Source organism: Mycobacterium sp. M23085, from assembly GCF_045343915.1.
Classification (GTDB): Bacteria; Actinomycetota; Actinomycetes; order Mycobacteriales; family Mycobacteriaceae; genus Mycobacterium.
The window spans coordinates 2,146,788-2,161,707 of record NZ_CP174280.1; the positions used below are offsets into that span (position 1 = coordinate 2,146,788).

General features: G+C 68.3%; 15 protein-coding genes. 7 read left to right on the forward strand and 8 right to left on the reverse strand.

All coding sequences use genetic code 11. The features are described 5' to 3' along the window. The first annotated feature begins 79 nt into the window (after positions 1-79). Both ACIUM1_RS09650 and ACIUM1_RS09655 read left to right on the forward strand, forming a co-directional pair. Positions 80-886 carry a beta-phosphoglucomutase family hydrolase gene (locus tag ACIUM1_RS09650; protein ID WP_406816953.1) on the forward strand — a complete coding sequence of 269 codons (807 nt, stop codon included), beginning with the start codon at positions 80-82 and terminating at the stop codon, positions 884-886. Next, a complete protein-coding gene (locus ACIUM1_RS09655) occupies positions 883-3,261 on the forward strand; it encodes a glycoside hydrolase family 65 protein (RefSeq protein ID WP_406816954.1) in 2,379 nt (792 codons plus the stop codon). Before ACIUM1_RS09650 ends, ACIUM1_RS09655 begins: the two co-directional genes overlap by 4 nt. On the opposite strand, the gene ACIUM1_RS09660 is transcribed toward ACIUM1_RS09655, so the two are convergent. Next, positions 3,255-3,830: a TetR/AcrR family transcriptional regulator gene (locus tag ACIUM1_RS09660; protein ID WP_406816955.1), complete on the reverse strand. Its 576-nt coding sequence runs from the start codon at positions 3,828-3,830 to the stop codon at positions 3,255-3,257. The two genes, ACIUM1_RS09655 and ACIUM1_RS09660, sit on opposite strands and share 7 nt — an antisense overlap. Before the next feature lie 62 nt (positions 3,831-3,892). On the opposite strand from ACIUM1_RS09660, the gene ACIUM1_RS09665 reads away from it, so the two are divergent. Then, positions 3,893-4,795: a TauD/TfdA dioxygenase family protein gene (locus ACIUM1_RS09665; protein WP_406816956.1), complete on the forward strand. Its 903-nt coding sequence runs from the start codon at positions 3,893-3,895 to the stop codon at positions 4,793-4,795. 51 nt (positions 4,796-4,846) lie between these two features. Here the strand turns inward: ACIUM1_RS09665 and ACIUM1_RS09670 are convergent, their stop codons facing one another. Genes ACIUM1_RS09670 through guaB form a run of 3 tightly spaced genes read right to left on the reverse strand, consistent with a single transcriptional unit; the run spans position 4,847 to position 9,367 of the window. Beyond that, positions 4,847-6,583: a GMC family oxidoreductase N-terminal domain-containing protein gene (locus ACIUM1_RS09670; protein ID WP_406816957.1), complete on the reverse strand. Its 1,737-nt coding sequence runs from the start codon at positions 6,581-6,583 to the stop codon at positions 4,847-4,849. Between the two features lie 52 nt (positions 6,584-6,635). Continuing rightward, entirely contained in the window at positions 6,636-7,763 is a 1,128-nt protein-coding gene (locus tag ACIUM1_RS09675) for a GuaB3 family IMP dehydrogenase-related protein (RefSeq protein ID WP_406816958.1), read from the reverse strand. Positions 7,764-7,771: 8 nt separating this feature from the next. Then, a complete protein-coding gene (gene guaB / locus ACIUM1_RS09680) occupies positions 7,772-9,367 on the reverse strand; it encodes an IMP dehydrogenase (RefSeq protein WP_065028373.1) in 1,596 nt (531 codons plus the stop codon). A 162-nt stretch (positions 9,368-9,529) separates the two neighbouring features. Between guaB and ACIUM1_RS09685 the strand changes: the two genes are divergently transcribed. Further along, complete coding sequence (locus ACIUM1_RS09685) at positions 9,530-9,943, forward strand: DUF5319 domain-containing protein (RefSeq protein ID WP_007773416.1); 414 nt, start codon at positions 9,530-9,532, stop codon at positions 9,941-9,943. A gap of 4 nt (positions 9,944-9,947) precedes the next feature. Here ACIUM1_RS09685 and ACIUM1_RS09690 read toward each other — a convergent pair whose 3' ends face one another. The 3 genes from ACIUM1_RS09690 to ACIUM1_RS09700 all read right to left on the reverse strand — a co-directional run bounded on the left by ACIUM1_RS09690 (position 9,948) and on the right by ACIUM1_RS09700 (position 12,237). Continuing rightward, on the reverse strand, positions 9,948-10,739 hold the full coding sequence (locus ACIUM1_RS09690; RefSeq protein ID WP_406816959.1) for an anti-sigma-D factor RsdA: 792 nt from the start codon (positions 10,737-10,739) through the stop codon (positions 9,948-9,950). Then, positions 10,726-11,304, reverse strand: a complete 579-nt coding sequence (locus tag ACIUM1_RS09695) for a sigma-70 family RNA polymerase sigma factor (RefSeq protein WP_406816960.1) — start codon at positions 11,302-11,304, stop codon at positions 10,726-10,728. Before ACIUM1_RS09695 ends, ACIUM1_RS09690 begins: the two co-directional genes overlap by 14 nt. 90 nt (positions 11,305-11,394) lie before the next feature. Next, positions 11,395-12,237 (reverse strand): hypothetical protein, encoded by an 843-nt coding sequence (locus tag ACIUM1_RS09700; RefSeq protein ID WP_406816961.1) that lies wholly within the window; start codon positions 12,235-12,237, stop codon positions 11,395-11,397. Between the two features lie 360 nt (positions 12,238-12,597). Here ACIUM1_RS09700 and ACIUM1_RS09705 point away from each other — a divergent pair, with 360 nt between their 5' ends. The 3 genes from ACIUM1_RS09705 to ACIUM1_RS09715 all read left to right on the forward strand — a co-directional run bounded on the left by ACIUM1_RS09705 (position 12,598) and on the right by ACIUM1_RS09715 (position 14,298). Further along, on the forward strand, positions 12,598-12,906 hold the full coding sequence (locus tag ACIUM1_RS09705; protein ID WP_406816962.1) for a WhiB family transcriptional regulator: 309 nt from the start codon (positions 12,598-12,600) through the stop codon (positions 12,904-12,906). An 82-nt stretch (positions 12,907-12,988) separates the two neighbouring features. Continuing rightward, positions 12,989-13,744: a superoxide dismutase family protein gene (locus ACIUM1_RS09710; RefSeq protein ID WP_406816963.1), complete on the forward strand. Its 756-nt coding sequence runs from the start codon at positions 12,989-12,991 to the stop codon at positions 13,742-13,744. A 152-nt stretch (positions 13,745-13,896) separates the two neighbouring features. Continuing rightward, complete coding sequence (locus ACIUM1_RS09715) at positions 13,897-14,298, forward strand: hydrogenase (protein ID WP_406816964.1); 402 nt, start codon at positions 13,897-13,899, stop codon at positions 14,296-14,298. Between the two features lie 13 nt (positions 14,299-14,311). Here the strand turns inward: ACIUM1_RS09715 and ACIUM1_RS09720 are convergent, their stop codons facing one another. After that, entirely contained in the window at positions 14,312-14,881 is a 570-nt protein-coding gene (locus ACIUM1_RS09720; RefSeq protein WP_406816965.1) for a DsbA family protein, read from the reverse strand. Positions 14,882-14,920 lie beyond the last annotated feature (39 nt).

Consider the following 14,920-nt stretch of genomic DNA (forward strand, 5'->3'; position numbering starts at 1 on the left):
TCATCATCGCAACCAGCACCGACAAGACCGGACCATCGCGATCCCGCAGGCGTCGCACCTGGCGGCACGCATACCGGGCATGGTGAAGTGGGTATCGGTTAAGCCAGACGCCGAGACCAGAGAGCGAGGACCGCCGGTGAGTTCAGCGCTGGGTCTGCCAGAAAAAGTGCGTGCCTGCCTGTTCGACCTCGACGGAGTGCTCACCGACACCGCCAGTGTGCACACCAAAGCCTGGAAGGCCATGTTCGACGCCTACCTGTCCGACCGGGCCAAGCGCACCGGCGAGAAGTTCGTTCCCTTCGATGAGGCCGCCGATTACCGCGAATACGTCGACGGCAAGAAGCGCGAGGACGGCGTCCGCTCCTTCTTGGAGAGCCGCGGCATCCATCTGCCCGACGGCAGCCCGGACGATCCCGACGACGCCGAGACGATCTACGGCCTGGGCAACCGCAAGAACGAGATGTTCCAGAAGGTCTTGAGGGAGGACGGCGTCAAGGTGTTCGACGGATCGCGGCGCTACCTCGAGGCGGCGTCGAACGCGGGCCTGGGGATCGCCGTGGTGTCGTCGAGCGCCAACACCCGCGACGTCCTGGAGACCACCGGGCTGGACCGGTTCGTGCAGCAGCGGGTGGACGGCGTCACCCTGCGCGACGAGCACATCGCCGGCAAGCCCGCCCCCGACTCCTACCTGCGCGGGGCGCAGCTCCTCGACGTCCCCCCTGACGCGGCGGCCGTGTTCGAGGACGCGTTATCCGGGGTGGCCGCCGGCCGGGCCGGTAACTTCGGGTTCGTGGTAGGTGTCGATCGAGTGGGCCAGGCCGAGGAGTTACGCCGTAACGGCGCCGACGTGGTGGTCACCGACCTCGCCGAGCTGCTGCCGTCATGATCACCGACGAAGCCTTCCCCGTTGAGCCCTGGCATATCCGCGAAACCCAGCTTGATCTGAACCTGCTGGCCCAGTCGGAATCTCTGTTCACCCTGTCCAACGGGCACATCGGGTTGCGTGGCAACCTCGACGAGGGCGAGCCGTACGGTCTGCCCGGCACCTACCTGAACTCCTTCTACGAGAAGCGGCCGCTGCCCTACGCGGAGGCCGGCTATGGCTACCCGGAAGCGGGCCAGACGCTCATCGACGTCACCAACGGCAAGATCATCCGGCTGCTGGTCGAGGACGAGCCGTTCGATGTCCGCTACGGCAAATTGCTTTCCCACGAACGGGATCTGGACCTGCGCGCCGGAACGATGACCCGAAGGGCGCACTGGTGCTCGCCCGCCGGCAAGCAGGTCAAGGTGGTGTCCACCCGGCTGGTCTCCCTGGCCCAGCGCGGCCTCGCCGCCATCGAGTACTGCGTGGAAGCGGTCGACGAGTTCGTCCGGGTGACGGTGCAGTCCGAACTGGTCACCAACGAGGACCAGCCGGAAACCTCCGCCGACCCGCGGGTGTCGGCCATTCTGGAGAACCCGCTCGAAGAGGTCGACCACGAACACACCGATACCGGAGCGGTTCTCATGCATCGGACGCGCAGCAGCGCGTTGATGATGGCCGCCGGTATGGATCACGAGGTCGATGTTCCCGGACGCGTCGAGGTCAGCACCGATGCGCGTGCCGATCTGGCCCGGACCACGGTGATCTGCGGTCTGCGCGCGGGACAGAAGCTGCGCATCGTCAAATACGTGGCCTACGGCTGGTCGAGCATGCGCTCGCGTCCGGCACTGCGCGACCAGGTGGCCGCGGCGCTGCACAGCGGCCGCTACAGCGGGTGGCAGGGGCTGCTGGATTCGCAACGCAAGTATCTGGACAACTTCTGGGATTGCGCCGATGTCGAGGTCGAGGGCGACCCGGAGTCTCAGCAGGCCGTGCGGTTCGGGCTCTTCCACCTGCTGCAGGCCAGCGCCCGCGCCGAACGCCGCGCGATCGCTGCCAAGGGGTTGACCGGTACCGGCTACGACGGCCACGCCTTCTGGGACACCGAGGGCTATGTGTTGCCGGTGCTCACCTACACCGCGCCGCACACCGTCGCCGATGCGCTGCGCTGGCGCGCCTCGACCCTGGACCTGGCCAGGGAGCGGGCGGCCGAATTGGGTCTGGAGGGGGCGGCGTTCCCGTGGCGCACCATCCGCGGGCAGGAATGCTCGGCCTACTGGCCGGCCGGCACCGCGGCCTGGCACATCAACGCAGACATCGCGATGGCCTTCGAGCGGTACCGCGTTGTCACCGGGGACGACGGCCTGGAAGCCGATTGCGGCCTTGAGGTGCTGGTCGAGACCGCCCGGCTGTGGCTGTCACTCGGGCATCACGACCGCCATGGCGTCTGGCATCTGGACGGCGTCACCGGCCCCGACGAGTACACCGCGATCGTGCGCGACAACGTCTTCACCAATCTGATGGCCGCGAACAATTTGCGCGTCGCCACCGAGGCCTGCAATCGGCACCCCGACGCGGCAAAGGCGTTGGGGGTGACCACCGAAGAGCAGGCCGCCTGGCGCGATGCGGCCGACCGCGCCAACATCCCTTACGACGACGGCCTCGGGGTGCATCAGCAATGTGAAGGCTTCACCACGTTTGCGGAGTGGAACTTCCAGGAGAACCACGCCTACCCGTTGCTGCTGCACGACCCGTACGTGCGGCTCTATCCCGCGCAGGTGATCAAGCAGGCCGACCTGGTGCTGGCGATGCATTGGCAGAGCCACGCGTTCACGCCCGAAGAAAAGGCCCGCAACGTCGACTACTACGAGCCGCGCATGGTGCGCGACTCGTCGCTGTCGGCGTGCACCCAGGCGGTGATGTGCGCCGAGGTCGGGCATCTGGAACTGGCCCACGATTACGCGTATGAGGCAGCGCTGATCGACCTGCGCGATCTGCACCACAACACCCGCGACGGTCTGCACATGGCCTCGTTGGCCGGCGCTTGGACGGCGCTGGTGTCCGGCTTTGGCGGCCTACGCGATGACCAGGGCGTGCTGTCGCTGGATCCTCAACTGCCCGAAGGCATTTCGCGACTACGGTTTCGGCTTCGGTGGCGAGATTTCCGGGTCACGGTCGACGTCAACCACGCCGACGTCACGTACACGCTGCGCGACGGGCCCGGCGGCGAGCTGACCATCCGCCACGCCGGCGAGGACCTGAAGCTGAGCACCGAGTCCGCGACGACCGTCGAGGTGCGTCCGCGCAAACCTTTGCTGTCGCCGCCGCGCCAACCGCCGGGCCGCGAACCGTTGCACCGCCGAGCCTTGATCGCGGAATCCATCCAGGCTCAGTGAGGGGCGCCGGGCCCGAGGATCCGTTGCACCTCGGCCCCGGCCGCCGCGCGTACTTCGGCGTCCGAGAGGTCTTCGATCCCGGTGGCCGAGCGCAGGATCGGCGCGAACAGTCGCCAACCGAATTGCAGGGCAAGCGCATTGGCGACCGCGAGCCGGGCCTCGACATCGTCGTCGTACAGCGGCCGCACCCCGTCGAGCAGCGTCGCGATGTTGGGAAAGCGGTTCTGCAGCTGACCTGCCGGATAGCCGTCGAGCACGGTGCGCGCCATCACCCGCATCTGCCGGTCCAGGGCAGTCTCCAGCACGTCCGCGGGCACATCGGTTGCCAGCAGGGTGCTGAGGTCGTCGCCCAGATGATCGAGCACGGCGCCGACCAGTTGCTCCTTGGTGCCGAAGTGCCGGAACACCAGCCCGTGGTTGACGTTGGATCGCGCGGCGATGTCGCGGATCGACGTCGCCGCTGGACCGCGCTGAGCGAACAGGTCGGTGGCGGCCTCCAGGATCGCCGCGGCGACTTCCGCGCGGCCGGCGGGCGCTTTCTCGCGGCCTGTTGCGGATTTCGTAGTCACATGACTACACCACCAAATGTAGTCAAATGACTACACCCATTTTGACGCAAGGGACACGGAAAATGACTGGTCAAATCACCGTCACGAAGCTGGGCAGCCGCATCGGGGCCCGGGTGGACGGGGTTCGCCTCGGCGGCGACCTCGACCAGGACGCGGTCGAGACGATCCGCCGGGCGCTGCTGACCCACAAGGTGATCTTCTTCCGTCACCAGCACCACCTCGACGACGAGCAGCAGCTCGCTTTCGCCGAGCTGCTGGGCACACCCATCGGCCACCCGGCCGCCTCGGCCCTGGCCGACAAGCACGTCCCGGTGATCACCCCGATCGACTCCGAGTACGGCAAGGCGAACCGCTGGCACACCGACGTGACGTTCGCCGCCAACTATCCGGCGGCGTCCATCCTGCGCGCGGTCAAGCTGCCTTCCTATGGCGGCTCGACGCTGTGGGCTTCGACGGCGGCGGCCTACGAGCGGCTGCCCGAGCCACTCAAATGCCTGGTGGAAAACCTGTGGGCGCTGCACACCAACCGCTACGACTACGTGAGCGCCGAGGCGGCCGCGTCGATGAGCGACACGCAGCGGGCGTTCCGGCAGGCGTTCGAAAAGCCCGACTTTCGGACCGAGCACCCGGTGGTGCGGGTGCACCCGGAGACCGGCGAACGCACCCTGCTGGCCGGCGATTTCGTCCGCGGCTTCGTCGGCCTGGACAGCCACGAGTCGAGCGTGCTGATGGATCTGCTGCAACGGCGAATCACCGTGCCGGAGAACACTATTCGCTGGAACTGGGCACCCGGCGACGTCGCCATGTGGGACAACCGCGCGACCCAGCACCGGGCGATCGACGACTACGACGACCAGCCCCGGCTGATGCACCGCATCACGTTGATGGGCGACGTGCCGGTCAACGTGCGCGGCGAGCGCAGCCGAGTGGTCAGCGGCGCCCCGCTCCAGGTACTCGCCAGTTGATGGTGACGACCCGCAGCGCCCGGCTACGCCGCGCTCGCGATCGTCACGAAGCTAGCTTGCGGAGCTGACCGGATTGATCGGCAACCAGCGCAGCGCGCCCGGCGCCTCGGCCGGGACCACGGGCGCCTTGGGTTCGATCGGCTCCAGCCGGCGATACGGCTCGCCCTGCGCCGGGCGCTGGTCGTTCTCGCCGTTGTTCGGCCACAACGACGCGGCCCGCTCGGCCTGGGCGGTAATCGACAACGAGGGGTTGACGCCCAGGTTCGCCGAGATGGCCGCGCCGTCCACCACGAACAGCGTCGGATAGCCGTAGACCCGGTGGTAGGGGTCGATGACCCCGTGGTCGGCGTTGTCGCCGATCACCGCACCACCGAGGAAGTGCGCGGTCAGCGGGATGTTGAACAGCTCTCCCCAGGTCCCGCCGGCGACGCCGTCGACCTTGGCGGCGATGCGGCGGGTGACCTCGTTGCCGACCGGGATCCAGGTCGGGTTCGGCTCGCCGTGGCCCTGCTTGCTGGTGTACCAGCGGATGCCCAGCTTCCCGCGCTTGGTGTAGGTGGTGATCGAGTTGTCCAGGTGCTGCATCACCAGCGCGATCAGCGTGCGTTCGCTCCACTGACGGACGTTGAGCAGCCGCATCATCCGGCGCGGGTCCTCGCGGGCCTGGTCCAACAGCTGCTTCCAGCGGGGCGTGTCGGTGCCCTCGGGGCCGGCCCCGTCCGTCATCAGCGTCTGCAGCAGCCCCATCGCGTTGGAACCCTTGCCGTAGCGGACCGGTTCGATGTGGGTGTCCGGCGTCGGGTGGATCGACGACGTGATCGCCACGCCGTGCGTCAGATCGAGGTCCGGGTCGAGCTCGAGCTTGCCGGCGCCGACGATGGATTCGGAGTTGGTGCGGGTCAGCACGCCGAGGCGGTTGGACAGCCGGGGCAGCCGGCCCTCGTCGCGCATCTTGAACAGCAGGTGCTGGGTGCCCCAGGTGCCCGCGGCCAGGACCAGGTGCTTGGCGGTGTAGGTGCGCCGGTCGCGGCGCAGCCAGCTGCCGGTGCGCACCGTCCGCACCTCCCACAGGCCGTCGGGCCGCTGCTCGAAGCGCTTCACCGTGGTCATCGGAATCACCTGCGCCCCAGCTGATTCCGCGAGGGCGAGGTAGTTCTTCAGCAGGGTGTTCTTGGCGCCGTAGCGGCAGCCCGTCATGCAGGCTCCGCACTCCAGGCAGCCGGTGCGTTCCGGTCCGACGCCGCCGAAGTACGGGTCCGGCACCGTCTTGCCCGGGGCCTTGGTGCCGTCGGGACCGAAGAACACCCCGACCGGAGTGGGCACGAACGTGTCGCCGCAGCCCATCTCGTCGGCGACCTGTTTGACGATCCGGTCGGCGTCGGTGAAGGTCGGGTTCTCCACCACGCCCAGCATTCGTCGGGCCTGGTCGTAGTGCGGCATCAGTTCGTCGCGCCAGTCGGTGATGTGCGACCACTGCTGGTCTTTGAAGAACGGCTCCGGCGGCACGTACAGGGTGTTGGCATAGTTCAGCGAGCCACCGCCCACCCCGGCGCCGGCCAGGATCAGCACGTTCTTCAACGGGTGGATGCGCTGGATGCCGTAGCAACCCAGCCTCGGCGCCCACAAAAACTTACGCAGATCCCAGGACGTCTCGGCGAAATCTTCGTCGGAAAACCGCCGGCCGGCTTCCAACACGCCGACGCGGTAGCCCTTTTCGGTCAGCCGCAGCGCGGTGACGCTGCCCCCGAAACCCGAACCGATGATCAGTACGTCGTAATCCGGCTTCATCGCACCAGTATGGCCTTACCGGCCGGTAACAAGCCAACGGCCCTGCGCCTGTCTAGCTACCGACGGTCAGGCCGACCTTCTGGAACTCCTTGAGGTCACAATAGCCGGCCTTGGCCATCGACCGGCGCAGCCCACCGACCAGGTTGAGGCTGCCGAACGGGTCGTCGGAAGGGCCGTTGAGCACCTGGTGCAGGGGCGGCCGCTCGCCGACGGCGATCTGCAGCAACGCCCCGCGCGGCAGCGACGGGTGCGCGGCGGCGGCCGGCCAGAACCAGCCCTCGCCCAGCGCCTCGGCGGACTCGGCGAGCGGAGTGCCCAGCACCACCGCGTCGGCGCCGCAGGCGATCGCCTTCGCCAGCTCGCCGGAGGTGTGGATGTCGCCGTCGGCCAGCACGTGCACGTAGCGGCCGCCGGTCTCGTCGAGGTACTCGCGCCGCGCGGCGGCGGCGTCGGCGATCGCGGTGGCCATCGGCACGCTGATGCCCAGCACCTCGTCGCTGGTGGTCACCCCCCTGGTCGCGCCGTAGCCGACGATGACGCCGGCAGCGCCGGTGCGCATCAGGTGCAGCGCGGTGCGATGGTCCTGCACGCCGCCGGCGACCACCGGCACATCCAGCTCGGAGATGAAGGTCTTGAGGTTCAGCGGCTCCCCGTCACTCGCCACCCGCTCGGCCGAGACGATGGTGCCCTGGATAACCAGCAGGTCGATGCCCGCCTGCACCAGCACCGGCGTCAGCGCCTGGGCGTTCTGCGGGCTGACCCGCACCGCGGTGGTCACCCCGGCCTCCCGGATCCGGGCGACCGCGGAGCCCAGCAGGTCCGGGTTCAGCGGCGCCGCGTGGAACTCCTGCAGCAACCGGATCGCCGCCGAGGGTTCGGGCTCCTTGCTGGCGGCCTCGACCAGCTGCGCGATCTTGGACTCGACGTCGGCGTGCCGGCCGATCAGCCCCTCGCCGTTGAGCACGCCCAGACCGCCGAGCCTGCCCAGCTCGATCGCGAACTCCGGCGATACCAGCGCATCGGTCGGATGCGCCAGCACCGGGATCTCGAACCGGTAGGCGTCCAGCTGCCAGGCCGTCGACACGTCCTGCGACGAGCGGGTGCGCCGGGAGGCCACGATGCTGACCTCGCTCAGTTCATAGCTACGACGGGCGACGCGGCCCATCCCGATCTCGACCATCTCCGGCCTCAGCGTGCGTAGTAGTTGGGGGCTTCGACCGTCATCGCGACGTCGTGCGGGTGACTTTCCCGCAAGCCGGCCGCCGTGATCCGGACGAACTGCGCCTGCTGCAGCGCCTCGATGCTCGGCGAGCCGGTGTAGCCCATCGCCGCACGCAGGCCGCCGGTCAGCTGGTGGATCACCGAGGACAGCGGGCCGCGGAAGGGCACCCGGCCCTCGATTCCCTCCGGCACCAGCTTGTCTTCCGACAGCGCGTCGTCGGCGAAGTAGCGGTCCTTGGAGTACGACTTTCCGCTGCCCGAACCCCGGCCGGCCATGGCTCCCAGCGACCCCATCCCGCGGTAGCTCTTGAACTGCTTGCCGTTGACGAAGATCAGCTCGCCGGGGGCCTCGGCGGTGCCCGCCAGCAGCGAGCCCAGCATGGCCGTCGACGCGCCGGCGGCCAGCGCCTTGGCGATGTCGCCGGAGTACTGCAGCCCGCCGTCGGCGATCACCGGCACGCCCGCCGGGCCGCAGGCCGCCACCGCCTCCAGGATCGCCGTGATCTGCGGAGCGCCGACGCCGGCCACCACCCGGGTGGTGCAGATCGAGCCGGGGCCCACGCCCACCTTCACCGCATCGGCGCCGGCGGCGACCAGGGCCGCGGCCGCCGAGCGGGTGGCGACGTTGCCCCCGATCACCTCGACCTTCTCGCCCACCTCGGCCTTGAGCTTGCCGACCATGTCGAGCACCAGCCGGTTGTGCGCGTGCGCCGTGTCCACGATCAGCACGTCCACCCCGGCGTCGACCAGCATCATCGCGCGCACCCAGGCGTCGCCACCGACGCCGACGGCGGCGCCGACCAGCAGCCTGCCGTCGCTGTCCTTGGTGGCCAGCGGGTGTTGTTCGGTCTTGACGAAGTCCTTGACGGTGATCAGGCCGGTCAGCCGGCCGTGGCCGTCGACGATGGGCAGCTTCTCGATCTTGTGGCGGCGCAACAGGCCCAGCGCCGCGTCGGCGGACACGCCTTCCTGCGCGGTGATCAGCGGGGCCTTGGTCATCACCTCGGCGACCTTCTTGGTCTGATCGACCTCGAAGCGCATGTCGCGGTTGGTGATGATGCCGACCAGCGCGCCCGATTCGTCGACCACCGGCAGACCGGAGATACGGAACCGCGCGCACATCGCGTCGACCTGGGCCAGGGTGTTGTCCGGGCGGCAGGTGACCGGGTCGGTGACCATGCCCGCCTCCGAGCGCTTGACCATCTCCACCTGGCCGGCCTGCTCGGCGACGGGAAGGTTGCGGTGCAGCACACCCATGCCGCCGGCGCGGGCCATCGCGATGGCCATCCGCGACTCGGTGACGGTGTCCATCGCCGAACTCACCAGCGGCACCTTGAGCCTGATCTTCTTGGTGAGCTGGCTGGACGTGTCCGCGGTGGCGGGAACCACGTCGGAGGCCGCGGGCAGCAGCAACACGTCATCGAACGTCAGTCCGAGCATGGCGATCTTGTGCGGGTTGTCGCCTCCGGTGGGCACCGGATCATCGACCAGGCCACCCACCCGCACATAGGCGCTGCCGACGAGGTCGGAGCTGTCTTCCAGGTGGGACGTGCCACGGGTCATCAGTGGGGCCCTCCATACGATGCGGCGTGAAAAACCCATCCTATCGGCTCGCCTCCCTGCGTCGTTGGCTTGCTCGGGCGCGCCGCGCGCACCAAACGGCACGCGGAACGGCGCGACGCTCCCTGCTGGCGTTATCGCGGGCGGGCTGCGTAGGCTAGAGGCGTGCGCGACCACCTCCCACCGGGTTTGCCGCCCGACCCTTTCGCCGACGATCCCTGTGATCCGTCGGCGGCACTGGAAGCCGTCGAGCCCGGCCAGCCCCTGGATCAGCAGGAGCGGATGGCCGTCGAGGCCGACCTCGCCGATCTGGCCGTATACGAAGCGCTGCTGGCGCACAAGGGTATTCGCGGACTCGTGGTGTGCTGCGACGAATGCCAGCAAGACCACTACCACGACTGGGACATGCTGCGCGCCAACCTGCTGCAGCTGTTGATCGACGGCACCGTGCGTCCGCACGAGCCCGCGTATGACCCCGAGCCGGACGCCTACGTCACGTGGGATTACTGCCGCGGCTACGCCGACGCCTCGCTCAACGAAGCGACGTCAGACGCCGACGGTTTCCACCGCCGGCACTGATCGCTCACTGATTCGGAGTCAACGGCGCGACCGGGGGTGGCGTCTGGCCGTGATGATGATGCTTGCCCACTGATGGGCTGGGCGACGCGCTGGGCGCGCCCGCCGGCGGGCTGAGCGGTCCGGGGGTTGCCGCCGGCGTCGGTGCGACCGACACGGCGGGCGGCGCGGCCGGAATCCTGGTGGCCGGTCCGGGTGCCGCCGCCGGCGGCGAAGCGACCGGCAGCGTGGCGTTCGGGTCACGCGCATCGACCTTGGCGTTCAACAGCTTCAGCTGATTCATCAGGTCTTGTTTGCTGGCCGGGTCGTCGATCGACTGCACCAGGCTGCTCACCTCGGTCAGCTGATTCTTGGCCTGATCCCACTGCCCCCGGTCGATCGACTCCTGCACTTTGGCCAGGTCGGCCTTGGCGGCCAACATTTCCTGACTGCCGTGCACTTGGGGCTGGTCGAAGAACATCGCGTGCAACCCGTACAGCGCGCCGCCGGGCCGGGCCTCGACCACCATGGCGCCGAACCCGCTGAGCACCACGAGCGCCGCGGCGACCGATCCGACGACGGCCAGGCCGCGGTGGCCGCGCCGGCGCTCGGCCAGTCCCTTGCGCAACGCGTTGACCGCCTCCTCGGGAGTCACCAGGGCGCTGGCCGGCGGCCACCTCAGGTTGTCGCGCCAGTCCTCCAACATGGTGGTCAGCACGTCGACCTCGGGGTCCTCGACGTCCACCGGCCGGCGCTGGGCGAGCGCGTCGAGCAGCAGGTCGGTGCGGGCGAATTCATCCAGGGATTCAGGCACAGTCACCTGCCGCGATCATTTCGGACTTCAGCCGCGACAGTGCGCGGTGCTGGGCGACTCGGACCGCCCCGGTGGTACTGCCGACCGCGGCGGCGGTCTCCTCCGCGGACAGTCCGACGACGACACGAAGGATCAGGATCTCGCGTTGCTTGGCGGGCAGGATCTCGAGCAATTCGCTCATCCTGCTCACCGAATCCGCTTCAATGGCAAGCTGTTCGGGCCCCGCGTCGTTCGACCAACGCTCGGGGATGGTGTCGGTGGGATAAGCGAGGTCGCGTCCGGCGGCCCGGTGCGCGTCGGCGACCTTATGGGCCGCGATGCCGTACAGGAATGCCAGGAACGGACGCCCGCGATCGCGATAACGCGGCAGTGCCGTGATGGTCGCCAAGCACACCTCCTGCGCCACGTCATCCGCTGACAGGCCACCCCGATCGATTGTGCCGACACGCGCTCGGCAATATCGCACGACGATCGGACGGATGGTCTCCAGCACCTCCCTCAATGCGGTGTGGTCACCGGTGACGGCCTTGGCGACGACAGCGTCGAGACGTTCCCCTGCTGGAATTGTCATCGACGGTGATATCTCCAACGTTACGAAGCGGACACATCGCGGGCCAACCGGGTTAACTAACGAATTGACGATAACGGGCGGAGGGCCGTTTCAAGCGGAACGCCACGCTCCACCGGCGCGCCGTACCTGGCCTGCGCAGATATCTCGGATTTCGTGCAGCTGATGTGCCGTAAACGTGACGCTTCCGATATCGATCAGCAAGCAGGCCAGCGCCCAACGAAGTGGCAGCAGCCCCAACCGGCCGGTGGTCGCCAGCGCGTCGTCGGCGACCGTGCGGGCGCGCTCGAGATCACCCGCGCTGCACAGCGCGGCGGCCAGCACCATTTCGCTTTTGACCCGGTGCCGCGGCGACCCCCCGTTCGGACCCGAGGCCATGGCCACCGCCAGCTCCACCCCTTCGCCGGCAAGACAGACGGCGGCGTCGCCGTCACCGCGAGCCATCGCGAGCTCGGCGCCCACCCAGCGTCGGCGCACCGGCAGCCGATCCGGCACCGGCGCTTCGGAATTGGCCGCTGCCAGCACCTGGTCGGCGCGCGCCAGCAGCGTCGCCGCGGCCGCGAAGCGCCCGACGCCCAACGCGTCGGCCGCCAGCCCGATGAGCGCGTCGGCGGCCGCCTCGGGGTCACCACCGGCCAGCGCCAGGGCACGGCCATCCCAGCCGCGCGCCAGCGTGTGCCAACCGAGTTGGCGCAGAAACGACCCCCGGGTGCTCATGCCCAGCGACGCGAGCCGCCCGGCCGGCGCGCTGCGACGCAGCACGGCGAGGTCACCGAAAGCGGCGCCGTAGCGCCCCTGTCCCCCCGCCGCCACGGCGCGCAGCCACAGTTGCGCCGGCGTCCTCGCCGCCGGCAGCGGCCACCCGCCGGGCTTGTCTCCGAAGGCGGCGGCGGCCAACTGCCGTCCAATCAAGGAACTGTGACGAGTTTCAATCACAATGATGTAGTAAACAGTTTGTGGTGTTCATGTTACCGAACCGTTAATCACTATAGCCCATGGACAAATTCGTCTCCTCCCTCCCCTGCGCGCTGAGCTGGGAAATCTCGTTTCGGCCAACTGCCTGGTAGCACGGCATGCGCTCCACAATTTCAAGCCAGATGAACGCAAAGTTAATTCTGCTCCAACCGGCACATACTTTGTCGGGCTAACTGGCTATTGACGGAAATTCACCGTCGCCCCTAACGTCTACGCATGACGGGTAGTCATCGGTGACCCCCACTCCACTTAATTTAAGTTGCACCCAATCGCTTTCACGAACCTGACCTCGAGCGGGCGGTGCAGAGAGGGAACGAACCAATGCCACAGCCGGAACAGCTACCTGGACCCAACGCCGACATCTGGAATTGGCAATTGCAGGGCTTGTGCCGCGGCGTTGACTCATCGATGTTCTTCCACCCTGACGGTGAGCGCGGCCGGGCTCGCATGCAACGCGAGCAGCGCGCCAAGGAAATGTGCCGGCAGTGCCCGGTCATCCAGGAGTGCCGCTCGCACGCCCTCGAAGTCGGCGAGCCCTACGGCGTCTGGGGCGGGCTGTCGGAGTCCGAGCGCGACCTGCTGCTCAAGGGCGACATCGGTCGCGGGCGCGCCATCCGCCGCTCGGCCTGAGAACGCTTCCGCCCGCAACGGGCGCTGACGTCGGCGGCCGCGCGGTCGTTTCGTTACTGGTCAATGCGGGTAAGCACCGCAAATGACGAAGGCCGCATGCTGGGCGGTCGCGGCGCTGACCGTGACCATGGCACCGCTAGCCGCATGTTCAAACCAGCAGGGCAACCAGGCCAACACCACAGCGACCAGCTCGACACCCGGCGCCGAGAGGCTGACCACCCAGCTGAAGACCGCCGACGGCAGCCCGGTCGCAAACGCCACCTTCGAATTCGCCAACGGCTACGCGACGGTGACCGTGGAGGCCGGGCCCAACCAGGTGCTCAGCCCCGGCTTTCACGGGCTGCAAATCCACGCGGTGGGCAAGTGCGAGGCCAATTCGGCTGCGCCGGGCGGGGGTTCGAGCGGGGACTTCGACTCCGCCGGGGGCGTCTACCAGGCGCCCGATCACACCAGCTACCCGGCCAGCGGCGACCTGACCGCGTTGCAAGTGCGCTCCGACGGCGCGGCGAAACTGGTCACCACGAGTAACGCGTTCACCGCCGCCGACCTGCGGAACAGCTCGGGCACCGCCCTGATCATCCACCAGACCGCGGACAATCTGGGCAGCACCGCCGCCACGGCCGATTCGGGCAAGCGGCTGGCCTGCGGCGTGATCGCCGCTTCGTCGTCGACGACCTCGCCGACCACCACCGTCACGACGAGCACCACCACCACCGTCGTGCCCCCGGCGTCCACCAGCACGAGCACCAGCACCGTCACGGTCACCAGCACCCCGACCGTGACGTCCACACCGACCACGACCGTGACGAGTCCGCCCTACTATCCGCCCGGGCGGTGACGCTCCAGCCACCATGAAAGGGAACACCCCCGATCCGCAAGGGACCGGGGGTGTTTCGCGCCGACTGTCTGATGGCGGATGAGGCCGCGCCGGAAATCGCCGATAACAACCGTTTTAAGGCGCCCGGCGGCGGACGCTCCTAGTGTGCTGACATGCAGACAGCGCTGTTCACGCTTGGGTTGGTCCTGTTTTTGCTCGGTCTGGTCACCGGCTTCCCCGTCCTGGCGCTGAAGAATCGGCGCATGGCGCTGTCCAGCCACCTCGAGGGCGTCCTCAACGGCATGTTCCTCGTGCTGATCGGTCTGCTCTGGCCGCACGTCCACCTGCCCGGGCCCTGGGCAGTCGCGGCGGTGGCGCTCATCGTGTACGCCGCCTATGCAAACTGGCTGGCCACCCTGCTCGCAGCGGCGTGGGGCGCCGGTCGCAGACTCGCGCCCATCGCGGCGGGTGACCACGAGGCCTCGGCCGCAAAGGAACGGATCGTCAGCTTCTTGTTGCTCTCACTCGCGGTCGCGATCGTGGTGGGCGTCTGCATTGTGATCGTCGGGCTCTGAAGAGCAGCTGAGGTCAGCCCAGAACGCGGGTGACCGCGGCCACAATCAGATCCGGCCGGGGCGCAACCGGTATGCCCTGGACAAAGACGCTCGGCGTGCCGCCGATGCCGCGCTCCGTCGCACGCGCAGTCACAAAGCTGGGCCAGGGCAGGTATCTGCCCTCCTGGATCTCATCAGCGAACCCGGGATCCGTGATGCCGACGTCCTGGCCAAGGGCGATCAGCTGCTCATCTGTCAGGCCGGGACCGCCCTCGGGGGTCTGGTTTTCGAACAGGGTCTGGGCGTATTCGTGGAATCGACCGGCGTCCGACGCCGCTGCAGCCGCCGCAGCTGCCCGGGTTGAATAGTGGTTCGTCGACGCGGCGTCCAGGAAGTTCATCGGATGACGGATGAACCGAATCACCTGCCGGTCCAGCAGCTCGTCGATCGCGTCGCCGGAACTCAGCTCGAACTGTTTGCAGAAGGGACATTGGAAGTCAATGTAGGCCTCCAAGTCCACCGGGCCGGTGCCGACAGCAATGCCGGTGTTGTCTTTGGTGGCCCCTCGCGGGACCGGCATTTCCAGGGTCTGGTTCGGATTCATAGCTGCCATGGTGCCCCGCCCTTCACCGGCGTGGCCTCG

What these genes read in the sequence shown, in the direction of transcription:
- ACIUM1_RS09650 (WP_406816953.1), top strand. Translation starts at nt 80, where the DNA reads ATGGTGAAGTGGGTATCGGTTAAGCCAGACGCCGAGACCAGAGAGCGA.
- guaB (WP_065028373.1), bottom strand. Translation starts at nt 9,367, where the DNA reads ATGACCCGTGGCACGTCCCACCTGGAAGACAGCTCCGACCTCGTCGGC.
- ACIUM1_RS09705 (WP_406816962.1), top strand. Translation starts at nt 12,598, where the DNA reads ATGCCACAGCCGGAACAGCTACCTGGACCCAACGCCGACATCTGGAAT.
- ACIUM1_RS09655 (WP_406816954.1), top strand. Translation starts at nt 883, where the DNA reads ATGATCACCGACGAAGCCTTCCCCGTTGAGCCCTGGCATATCCGCGAA.
- ACIUM1_RS09670 (WP_406816957.1), bottom strand. Translation starts at nt 6,583, where the DNA reads ATGAAGCCGGATTACGACGTACTGATCATCGGTTCGGGTTTCGGGGGC.
- ACIUM1_RS09715 (WP_406816964.1), top strand. Translation starts at nt 13,897, where the DNA reads ATGCAGACAGCGCTGTTCACGCTTGGGTTGGTCCTGTTTTTGCTCGGT.
- ACIUM1_RS09720 (WP_406816965.1), bottom strand. Translation starts at nt 14,881, where the DNA reads ATGAATCCGAACCAGACCCTGGAAATGCCGGTCCCGCGAGGGGCCACC.
- ACIUM1_RS09710 (WP_406816963.1), top strand. Translation starts at nt 12,989, where the DNA reads ATGACGAAGGCCGCATGCTGGGCGGTCGCGGCGCTGACCGTGACCATG.
- ACIUM1_RS09665 (WP_406816956.1), top strand. Translation starts at nt 3,893, where the DNA reads ATGACTGGTCAAATCACCGTCACGAAGCTGGGCAGCCGCATCGGGGCC.
- ACIUM1_RS09695 (WP_406816960.1), bottom strand. Translation starts at nt 11,304, where the DNA reads ATGACAATTCCAGCAGGGGAACGTCTCGACGCTGTCGTCGCCAAGGCC.
- ACIUM1_RS09675 (WP_406816958.1), bottom strand. Translation starts at nt 7,763, where the DNA reads ATGGTCGAGATCGGGATGGGCCGCGTCGCCCGTCGTAGCTATGAACTG.